Origin of the sequence: Streptomyces sp. 8L (assembly GCF_020176795.1) — a bacterium.
In the GTDB taxonomy this organism is placed as follows: domain Bacteria; phylum Actinomycetota; class Actinomycetes; order Streptomycetales; family Streptomycetaceae; genus Streptomyces.
Window position 1 is genome coordinate 22,301 of sequence record NZ_JAIUKE010000103.1, and the last position, 10,690, is coordinate 32,990.

Here is a 10,690-nt window from a genome sequence, read left to right on the forward strand (position 1 = left end):
GCGCCAATGGCGTTATCCACGGTTTCCACAGGCCCTACTACTACTCCCACATAGAGTTAGCTGGGAATCCGCTTCGAAGTGGGGGCTGTGCGTAACTCGCCCCGGACCCGCTCGCCGCGATTTGACCGGGAGCAGCAACAGCTGTCAGTCCCGTAGGCCAGACTGTTCCCGGCGGCCTTCCCGGACCTTGGTCCTGGAGACGGCGCCGACAAGGCCAGCAGGGCGCAGCAACAGCAGGAGGCGGGCTTACGGTGAAGATCCGGGTGGAGCGCGATGTACTCGCGGAGGCGGTGGCCTGGGTGGCCCGCAGCCTCCCGGCCCGTCCGCCGGCGCCGGTCCTCGCGGGCCTGCTGCTGAAGGCCGAGGACGGTGCGCTGAGCTTCTCCAGCTTCGACTACGAGGTCTCGGCCAGGGTCTCGGTGGAGGCGGAGGTCGAGGAGGACGGCACGGTCCTCGTCTCCGGCCGCCTGCTCGCCGACATCTGCCGGGCGCTGCCCAACCGGCCGGTGGAGATCTCCACAGACGGTGTACGGGCGACCGTCGTCTGCGGCTCCTCCCGGTTCACGCTCCACACACTGCCTGTGGAGGAGTACCCGGCGCTGCCGCAGATGCCGACGGCCACGGGCACCGTCCCCGGCGAGGTCTTCGCGTCGGCCGCCGCCCAGGTGGCCATCGCCGCGGGCCGGGACGACACGCTGCCGGTGCTCACCGGCGTACGGATCGAGATCGAGGGCGACACGGTCACCCTCGCCTCGACGGACCGCTACCGGTTCGCGGTCCGCGAGTTCCTGTGGAAGCCGGAGGCACCGGACATCTCCGCGGTCGCGCTGGTGCCCGCGAAGACGCTCCTGGACACCGCGAAGGCGCTGACCAGCGGCGACACGGTGACGCTCGCCCTGGCGGGCTCGGGCGCCGGTGAGGGCCTGATCGGTTTCGAGGGCGCGGGCCGGCGTACGACCACGCGGCTCCTCGAAGGCGACCTGCCGAAGTACAAGACGCTGTTCCCGACGGAGTTCAACTCGGTCGCGGTGATCGAGACGGCGCCGTTCGTCGAGGCCGTCAAGCGCGTGGCGCTGGTCGCCGAGCGCAACACCCCGGTGCGGCTCAGTTTCGAGCAGGGCGTGCTGATCCTGGAAGCCGGGTCGAGCGACGACGCACAGGCTGTGGAAAGGGTCGACGCGCAGCTGGAGGGCGACGACATCTCGATCGCCTTCAACCCGACGTTCCTGCTGGACGGCCTGAGCGCGATCGACTCGCCCGCCGCTCAGCTGTCGTTCACGACGTCGACGAAGCCCGCGCTGCTGAGCGGTCGTCCCGCGGTGGATGCCGAGGCCGACGAGGCGTACAAGTACCTGATCATGCCCGTACGGCTGAGCGGCTGACCCCGCAGGTGAGCCGGGGCGGCCCGGCGTAGGCTCGCCGGTGGGTACGCATCGCCACGACGTTAAGGAATCCCTGATGGAGCTCGGTCTCATCGGTCTCGGCAAGATGGGCGGCAACATGCGCGAGCGTCTTCGCCGCGCGGGCCACACCGTCATCGGGTACGACCGCAACCCCGACATCGCGGATGTGCACAGCCTCAAGGAGCTTGTGGACAAGCTGAAGGGCCCGCGGGTCGTCTGGGCGATGGTGCCGGCGGGCGCCCCCACCCAGTCCACGATCGATGAGCTTGCCGACCTGCTGTCCCCGGGCGACGTCGTCGTGGACGGCGGCAACTCCCGCTGGACCGAGGACGAGAAGCACGCGGTCGAGCTGGGCATCAAGGGCATCGGCTTCGTCGACTGCGGTGTCTCGGGCGGCGTCTGGGGCCTGGAGAACGGCTACGCGCTGATGTACGGCGGTACGCCGGACGACGTCGCGAAGGTCAGGCCGGTCTTCGACGCGCTGAAGCCCGAGGGCGAGTTCGGCGCCGTGCACGCGGGCAAGGTGGGCGCCGGCCACTTCGCGAAGATGGTCCACAACGGCATCGAGTACGCGATGATGCAGGCGTATGCCGAGGGCTGGGAGCTGCTGGAGAAGGTCGGCTCGGTCACGGACGTGCGCGAGGTGTTCCGCTCCTGGCAGGAGGGCACGGTCATCCGGTCCTGGCTGCTGGACCTCGCGGTCAACGCGCTGGACGACGACGAGCATCTTGAGCAGCTCAAGGGCTACGCGGACGACTCCGGCGAGGGCCGGTGGACGGTCGAGGCCGCGATCGACCACGCGGTGCCGCTGCCCGCGATCACGGCGTCGCTGTTCGCCCGGTTCGCGTCGCGGCAGGACGACTCCCCGCAGATGAAGATGATCGCCGCGCTGCGCAACCAGTTCGGCGGCCACGCGGTCGAGGCCAACGCCGCCGAGGCCGCGGCCATGAAGAGCACCAAGAACACCAAGAGCACGAAGAAGTCCGACAAGTAGCCGGACCGCTGCCCGGTCGGCGGCCGGACGGCGGTCGCAACCGGGAGGCCGGCGCACATCCATGCACGTCACGCATCTGTCGCTGGCCGACTTCCGCTCGTACGCCCGGATCGAGGTGCCGCTCGGTCCGGGCGTGGGCGTTTTCGTGGGGGCCAACGGCCAGGGGAAGACGAACCTGGTCGAGGCGGTCGGATACCTGGCCACCCTGGGCAGCCACCGGGTCTCCTCGGACGCGCCGCTGGTGAGGGCGGGCGCGGAGCGGGCGGTGATCCGGGCGTCGGTGACGCAGGGCGAGCGTTCCCAGCTCGTGGAGATCGAGCTCAATCCGGGCCGGGCCAACCGCGCGAGGATCAACCGCTCCTCGCAGGTACGTCCGCGTGACGTGCTGGGGATCGTACGGACGGTGCTGTTCGCGCCCGAGGACCTGGCGCTGGTGAAGGGCGACCCGGGCGAGCGCCGGCGGTTCCTGGACGAGCTGGTGACGGCGCGGTCGCCGCGCATGGCCGGCGTGCGGTCGGATTACGACAGGGTGCTCAAGCAGCGCAACACGCTGCTCAAGTCGGCCGCGATGGCCCGGCGGCACGGCGGACGCGGAATGGACCTCTCGACGCTCGACGTGTGGGACCAGCATCTGGCGCGGGTGGGCGCCGAGGTGCTGGCGCAGCGCGCGGATCTCGTCGCGGTGCTGGGGCCGCTGGCCGACAAGGCGTACGGCGACGTGGCACCGGGCGGCGGGCCCGTGTCCCTGGAGTACCGGTCCTCGGCGGCGCACGAGGCGGGCGCGGGTCCGGCCGGCGCCGCGGGCGGCGAGCCGTCCGGAGGGGGGACGCCGGTCCGCGAGGAGCTGTACGAGCAGCTGCTCGCGGCGCTGGCGTCGGTGCGCAGACAGGAGGTCGAGCGCGGGGTGACGCTCGTCGGACCGCACCGCGACGACCTGGTGCTCAAGCTCGGGGAGCTGCCCGCGAAGGGGTACGCGAGCCACGGCGAGTCCTGGTCGTTCGCGCTGGCGCTGCGGCTCGCCTCGTACGAGCTGCTGCGGGCGGAGGGCAACGAGCCGGTGCTGGTCCTCGACGACGTCTTCGCCGAGCTGGACGTGCGGCGCCGGGAGCGGCTCGCCGAGCTGGTGGCGCACGGCGAGCAGGTCCTCGTGACGGCGGCGGTGGACGACGACGTGCCGGGCGTACTGAGCGGGACGCGGTTCTCGGTGGCGGACGGGACGGTGGAGCGGCTGTGAGCGGCGGCGCAGACGACGGCGGAACGCCCAAGGGCGGCGAGCCGTCCGGTGTCGACCTGGCGCGGGTGGCGCTCAGGGCGGCCCGCGAGCAGGCGAAGGCGCGCGGCGACGCCGTGCGGGAGCGCAGGCAGGCACGGCGCGGCGGCGGGCTCAGGTCCGGCGCGCGGGCGGACGGACGCGATCCGCTGCCCCTGGGCGCGGCCATCAACAGGCTGATCACGGAACGCGGTTGGGAGGCCCCGGCGGCGGTCGGCGGGGTGATGGGGCGCTGGCCGCAGATCGTCGGCGAGGAGCTGGCGAAGCACTGCGTGCCGGACCGGTTCGACGAGGCGGACGACCAGCGGGTCCTGACGGTCCTGTGCGACTCGACGGCGTGGGCGACCCAGCTGCGGCTGCTGGCGCCGCGGCTGCTGGCCAGGCTGAACGAGGACCTCGGGCACGGCACCGTGCGGCTGATCAAGGTGCTCGGCCCGAGCGGCCCGCCGCAGCGGTACGGACGGCTGCGCGCACCGGGCAGCCGGGGCCCGGGCGACACGTACGGCTGACCTGCCCCCGACGACGCCTGGCCGAGGCGGCCCGAGCCGCAGAGCGGGCCGGGACTCGGCGGGCGGGCCGGCGCGGGCGGGGACGGCGTCGGCTGTGACGGACCGGACACCGCCGACGCGGCCGGCCACCCACCCATCATGTAAACGCGCCCCCGGCGTCGGCCCACACGGCGTTTCTTTCGACGTGATGTGCGTCATGTGTGCGTATGTCGGACTCCATCGGGACCCCGCGGGAATCGGCCATCCGGGAGCGCTCCCGGACGCCTCGTGGGACCGAACGCCCGCGGGCGCGCGCCCGCTCCCGGGCACCGGCCCTCGGACCCGGGCCGGGAGCGGGTCGGAAATACGCCTCTGACCTGCGACGACGTAGCCGGGAAGCGGAGGGTTTCCGTAGGTAGCCAGGGGTTGACAGCCCGAAGCGCTGAGTGCCCTTCTGAGCCTCTTGGAGCCCCGTCGCACATATGGGGAGTCGGATAGGGCGCCCTGAGGGCGGCACATGCGGACTGAGGTACCGGCAAACCCCCATTCACGTCGGCGCTACCGGTAGACTGGCGGCGAATCCCGCGGTGCTTGCGGGATCTCCCCGTCGACAAGCACATCAAGCGCGTTAAAAGCGACAGAAGCCGAACGACGCAGCCGCTCCCGCGAGCCGGAGAACGGCCTGTGCTGTGCCAGAAAGGGCGCTTCGTGGCCGATTCCGGCAACCCCCAAGACAAGACACCGTCAGAGACGCCCCCCGTCGCCGCCGAGGCGCACGGTGGCGAGGTGAAGCATGCGTACGACGCCAGCGCCATCACGGTGCTGGAAGGGCTGGACGCGGTCCGCAAGCGGCCCGGCATGTACATCGGCTCGACCGGTGAGCGCGGCCTCCACCACCTGGTCCAGGAGGTCGTGGACAACTCGGTCGACGAGGCGCTCGCGGGTCACGCGGACAGCATCGACGTCACGATCCTGGCCGACGGCGGCGTGCGCGTGGTCGACAACGGCCGCGGCATCCCGGTGGACATCGTGCCGTCCGAGGGCAAGCCGGCCGTCGAGGTCGTCCTGACCGTGCTGCACGCGGGCGGCAAGTTCGGCGGTGGCGGGTACGCCGTCTCCGGCGGTCTGCACGGCGTCGGTGTCTCCGTGGTCAACGCCCTGTCGACGAAGGTCTCGGTCGACGTCATGCGGGACGGCTACCACTGGATGCAGGACTACAAGCTCGGCGTGCCGACGGCGCCGCTCGCGCGCGGCGCCGCGACGTCCGAGACGGGCACGACCGTCACGTTCTGGGCGGACCCGGACGTCTTCGAGACGACGGACTACTCCTTCGAGACGCTGTCGCGGCGCTTCCAGGAGATGGCCTTCCTGAACAAGGGCCTGACCCTGACGCTGACCGACGAGCGGGCGTCGGCGAAGGCGGTCGCGGGCGCGGGCCAGGCGGGCGGCGACGTCGCCGAGGACGGCACGGACGAGCAGCCCGCGATGTCGGTGACGTACCACTACGAGGGCGGCATCGTCGACTTCGTCACGTACCTCAACTCCCGCAAGGGGGAGATGATCCACCCCACCGTGATCGACGTGGAGGCCGAGGACAAGGAGCGCCTCATCTCCGTCGAGATCGCGATGCAGTGGAACACGCAGTACAGCGAGGGCGTGTACTCGTTCGCGAACACCATCCACACGCATGAGGGCGGTACGCACGAGGAGGGCTTCAGGGCCGCGCTGACGGGCCTGGTCAACCGGTACGCGCGGGAGCGCAAGCTGCTGCGTGAGAAGGACGAGAACCTCGCGGGCGAGGACATCCGCGAGGGTCTGACGGCGATCATCTCGGTCAAGCTGGGCGAGCCCCAGTTCGAGGGCCAGACGAAGACCAAGCTCGGCAACACCGAGGCGAAGACGTTCGTGCAGAAGGTCGTGCACGAGCACCTCACCGACTGGTTCGACCGCAACCCCAACGAGGCCGCGGACATCATCCGCAAGGGCATCCAGGCGGCCACCGCGCGCGTCGCGGCCCGCAAGGCGCGCGACCTCACGCGCCGCAAGGGGCTGCTGGAGTCGGCGTCGCTGCCCGGCAAGCTGAGCGACTGCCAGTCGAACGACCCGACGAAGTGCGAGATCTTCATCGTCGAGGGTGACTCCGCGGGCGGTTCCGCGAAGTCCGGCCGCGACCCGATGTACCAGGCGATCCTGCCGATCCGCGGCAAGATCCTGAACGTCGAGAAGGCGCGTGTCGACAAGATCCTCCAGAACACCGAGGTGCAGGCGCTGATCTCGGCGTTCGGCACGGGTGTGCACGAGGACTTCGACATCGACAAGCTCCGCTATCACAAGATCATTCTGATGGCGGACGCCGACGTCGACGGCCAGCACATCACCACGCTGCTGCTGACGTTCCTGTTCCGCTTCATGCGTCCGCTGGTCGAGGCGGGCCATGTCTACCTGTCCCGCCCGCCGCTCTACAAGATCGACTGGGGGCGCGGCGACGTCCAGTACGCGTACTCGGACCGCGAGCGCGACGCCCTGATCCAGCTGGGCCGGCAGAACGGCAAGCGGGTCCGCGAGGACTCGATCCAGCGCTTCAAGGGCCTCGGCGAGATGAACGCCGAGGAGCTGCGCGTCACCACGATGGACATCGACCACCGGGTGCTCGGCCAGGTGACCCTGGACGACGCCGCGCAGGCCGACGACCTGTTCTCGGTGCTGATGGGTGAGGACGTCGAGGCACGCCGCTCCTTCATCCAGCGCAACGCCAAGGACGTCCGCTTCCTCGACATCTGAGCCGCGTGCGGGCGGCTCGGACTCGGTGCGGTACCCGCTCGGTGCGAGCTCAAGCTCGGTACGGGCTCAGGCTCCGCCCGGTGCCGGCCGCGTACCGCACGAGGACGCCCGGCGAGGACGCCGCCCCACGAGGACGCCGCAACAGGCCGTCGTATCCGTACAGGCCGAAACGGGCCGAAAGGAAAAGCTGACCAGCAATGGCCGACGAGAACACCCCTGACACGCCACCAGAGATCCCGGAAGGGCCCGTGCTCCCCGACGGGACCGCCGTGGAGGGCCTGGCGCTGCGCGTGGAGCCCATCGGGCTCGAAACGGAGATGCAGCGCTCGTACCTCGACTACGCGATGTCCGTCATCGTGTCGCGTGCGCTGCCCGACGTACGGGACGGCCTGAAGCCCGTGCACCGCCGCGTGCTCTACGCGATGTACGACGGCGGATACCGGCCGGAGCGCGGCTTCTACAAGTGCGCGCGCGTCGTCGGCGACGTCATGGGTACGTACCACCCGCACGGCGACTCGTCGATCTACGACGCCCTGGTGCGCCTCGCGCAGCCCTGGTCGATGCGGATGCCGCTCGTCGACTCCAACGGCAACTTCGGTTCTCCGGGCAACGACCCGGCCGCCGCCATGCGGTACACCGAGTGCAAGATGATGCCGCAGTCGATGGAGATGCTCCGGGACATCGACGAGGAGACCGTCGACTTCACGGACAACTACGACGGCCGCAACCAGGAGCCGACGGTCCTGCCGGCGCGCTTCCCGAACCTGCTGATCAACGGTTCCGCCGGCATCGCCGTCGGCATGGCGACCAACATTCCGCCGCACAACCTGCGGGAGGTCGCGGCCGGTGCCCAGTGGGCGCTCGAGCACCCCGAGGCGACGCCCGACGAGCTGCTCGACGCGCTGATCGAGCGCATCAAGGGCCCCGACTTCCCGACCGGCGCGCTGGTCGTGGGCCGCAAGGGCATCGAGGAGACGTACCGTACGGGCCGCGGTTCGATCACCATGCGCGCGGTGGTCGAGGTCGAGGAGATCCAGAACCGGCAGTGCCTGGTCGTCACCGAGCTGCCGTACCAGACGAACCCCGACAACCTCGCGCAGAAGATCGCCGACCTGGTCAAGGACGGCAAGATCGGCGGCATCGCCGACGTCAGGGACGAGACGTCGTCACGCACGGGCCAGCGCCTGGTGATCGTCCTGAAGCGGGACGCCGTCGCCAAGGTCGTCCTGAACAACCTGTACAAGCACACCGACCTCCAGTCGAACTTCGGCGCCAACATGCTGGCGCTGGTCGACGGGGTGCCGCGCACGCTCTCCCTCGACGCGTTCATCCGGCACTGGGTGGCGCACCAGATCGAGGTCATCGTCCGCCGTACGCGCTTCCGCCTGCGCAAGGCGGAGGAGCGGGCCCACATCCTGCGCGGCCTGCTCAAGGCGCTCGACGCGATCGACGAGGTCATCGCGCTGATCCGGCGCAGCGAGACGGTCGACGTCGCGCGCACGGGCCTGATGGGCCTGCTGGAGATCGACGAGATCCAGGCCAACGCGATCCTGGAGATGCAGCTGCGCCGCCTCGCCGCCCTGGAGCGGCAGAAGATCGTCGCCGAGCACGACGAACTGGAGGCGAAGATTCGCGAGTACAACGCGATCCTGGCCTCCGAGGAGCGGCAGCGGGCCATCGTCCGCGAGGAGCTGGCCGTCATCGTCGAGAAGTACGGCGACGACCGGCGCTCCAAGCTGGTGCCCTTCGACGGCGACATGTCCATCGAGGACCTGATCGCCGAGGAGGACATCGTCGTCACGATCACCCGCGGCGGCTACGTCAAGCGCACCAAGACGGACGACTACCGCTCGCAGAAGCGCGGCGGCAAGGGCGTACGGGGCACGAAGCTGAAGGAGGACGACATCGTCGACCACTTCTTCGTGTCGACGACGCACCACTGGCTGCTGTTCTTCACCAACAAGGGCCGCGTGTACCGGGCGAAGGCGTACGAACTGCCCGACGCCGGACGTGAGGCGCGCGGCCAGCACGTGGCCAACCTGCTGGCCTTCCAGCCGGACGAGCAGATCGCCGAGATCCTCGCGATCCGCGACTACGAGGCGGTGCCCTACCTGGTTCTGGCCACCAAGGCCGGGCTGGTCAAGAAGACCCCGCTGAAGGACTACGATTCACCGCGTTCGGGTGGTGTCATCGCGATCAACCTCCGGGAGACGGAGGACGGCCGGGACGACGAACTGATCGGGGCGGAACTGGTGTCGGCCGAGGACGACCTGCTGCTCATCAGCAGGAAGGCCCAGTCGATCCGGTTCACGGCGACGGACGACGCCCTGCGGCCCATGGGCCGTGCGACATCCGGGGTGAAGGGGATGAGTTTCCGCGAAGGGGACGAACTCCTCTCGATGAATGTGGTCAGGCCCGGTACGTTCGTATTCACCGCCACGGACGGCGGTTACGCGAAGCGGACCAACGTGGACGAATACCGCGTCCAGGGCCGCGGCGGTCTCGGCATCAAGGCGGCCAAGATCGTGGAGGACCGGGGCTCGCTGGTCGGGGCGCTGGTGGTCGAGGAGACCGACGAGATCCTCGCCATCACCCTGGGCGGCGGTGTGATCCGCACGCGAGTCAACGAAGTCCGGGAGACGGGCCGTGACACCATGGGTGTCCAGCTGATCAACCTGGGCAAACGCGATGCCGTGGTCGGGATCGCGCGCAACGCCGAGGCAGGCCGCGAGGCCGAGGAGGTCGACGGGGACGAGGCCCCCGGGACCACTGCGGCCGCCGGGGCCGAGGAGGCCGAGGGCACGGAGCCCTCGACCGGGGAGCACGAGGAGTAGAGCGTGAGTGGAACCACGGGCGCCGGATCGGCCTCTTCTTCAGGAGCTAACAGCGCCCGTGGCTCTGCCACGGACTCCCAGGGGGTTACGGTGACGGACACCCGGGGGCAGCAGCCCCCGTACGAGGCGTACGGCTCGAAGCCGCAGCCACAGCAGCAGACGGCGCAGCCGTACCACCCGCCGCAGGCGTACCCGCAGCCGGGGGACGGCGGCACGCACGGCGGCCGGGGCCGCGGCGGCGGTGGCACCACCGGCGTACGCAAGCCGCGCACGGGCGCGCGCACGACGCCCCGCACGCGCAAGGCGAGACTCCGCGTCTCGAAGGCCGACCCGTGGTCGGTGATGAAGGTCAGCTTCCTCCTGTCGATCGCCCTCGGCGTGTGCACGGTCATCGCCGCGGCGGTGCTGTGGATGGTCATGGACGCGATGGGCGTCTTCTCGACCGTCGGCGGCACGATCAGCGAGGCCACCGGCTCGAACGAGAGCAACGGGTTCGACCTCCAGTCGTTCCTCTCGCTCCCGCGCGTGCTGATGTTCACGAGCATCATCGCGGTCATCGACGTGGTCCTCGCCACAGCACTCGGCACGCTCGGCGCGTTCATCTACAACCTCTCGGCGGGCTTCGTGGGCGGCGTTGAGCTCACTCTCGCCGAGGACGAGTGAGGGACGTTTACCGATTTTGGGACTGGCCCTGAAGTGCGCTAATCTTCAGGGGCAGCGCGGGGCTATAGCTCAGTTGGTTAGAGCGCATCCCTGATAAGGATGAGGCCACAGGTTCAAATCCTGTTAGCCCCACCAGCGCGAAAGGCCCCCGGACCATTGGTCCGGGGGCCTTTTTGTGCCACTGGTCGACACCGGCTGTCATGAGGCGTGCGGGGGACGGGGTTCGTCGGCCGCCGGGGCAGCGGCGGGTGGTGTGG

Annotated in this window: 7 protein-coding genes and 1 tRNA gene; all 8 read left to right on the forward strand. The window is 70.0% G+C overall.

Features of this window, described 5'->3' with window-relative positions:
• The first annotated feature begins 251 nt into the window (after positions 1-251).
• A complete protein-coding gene (gene dnaN, locus LCE31_RS10985) occupies positions 252-1,382 on the forward strand; it encodes a DNA polymerase III subunit beta (protein WP_225013992.1) in 1,131 nt (376 codons plus the stop codon).
• Positions 1,383-1,458: 76 nt separating this feature from the next.
• The gene (gene gnd / locus LCE31_RS10990; protein ID WP_225013993.1) at positions 1,459-2,397 is read left to right on the forward strand and encodes a phosphogluconate dehydrogenase (NAD(+)-dependent, decarboxylating); all 939 of its coding nucleotides are present in this window, start codon (positions 1,459-1,461) and stop codon (positions 2,395-2,397) included.
• A gap of 61 nt (positions 2,398-2,458) precedes the next feature.
• Positions 2,459-3,631: a DNA replication/repair protein RecF gene (gene recF / locus LCE31_RS10995; RefSeq protein ID WP_225013994.1), complete on the forward strand. Its 1,173-nt coding sequence runs from the start codon at positions 2,459-2,461 to the stop codon at positions 3,629-3,631.
• On the forward strand, positions 3,628-4,176 hold the full coding sequence (locus LCE31_RS11000) for a DUF721 domain-containing protein (RefSeq protein ID WP_225013995.1): 549 nt from the start codon (positions 3,628-3,630) through the stop codon (positions 4,174-4,176). Before recF ends, LCE31_RS11000 begins: the two co-directional genes overlap by 4 nt.
• Before the next feature lie 663 nt (positions 4,177-4,839).
• Positions 4,840-6,936, forward strand: coding sequence for a DNA topoisomerase (ATP-hydrolyzing) subunit B (gyrB, locus tag LCE31_RS11005; RefSeq protein ID WP_308042241.1), 2,097 nt, complete (start codon positions 4,840-4,842; stop codon positions 6,934-6,936).
• 197 nt (positions 6,937-7,133) lie between these two features.
• The gene (gene gyrA / locus LCE31_RS11010; RefSeq protein ID WP_225013997.1) at positions 7,134-9,770 is read left to right on the forward strand and encodes a DNA gyrase subunit A; all 2,637 of its coding nucleotides are present in this window, start codon (positions 7,134-7,136) and stop codon (positions 9,768-9,770) included.
• Between the two features lie 90 nt (positions 9,771-9,860).
• A complete protein-coding gene (locus LCE31_RS11015) occupies positions 9,861-10,433 on the forward strand; it encodes a DUF3566 domain-containing protein (RefSeq protein ID WP_225013998.1) in 573 nt (190 codons plus the stop codon).
• 58 nt (positions 10,434-10,491) lie between these two features.
• A tRNA-Ile gene (locus LCE31_RS11020) sits at positions 10,492-10,568 on the forward strand.
• The last annotated feature ends 122 nt before the right edge of the window (positions 10,569-10,690 follow it).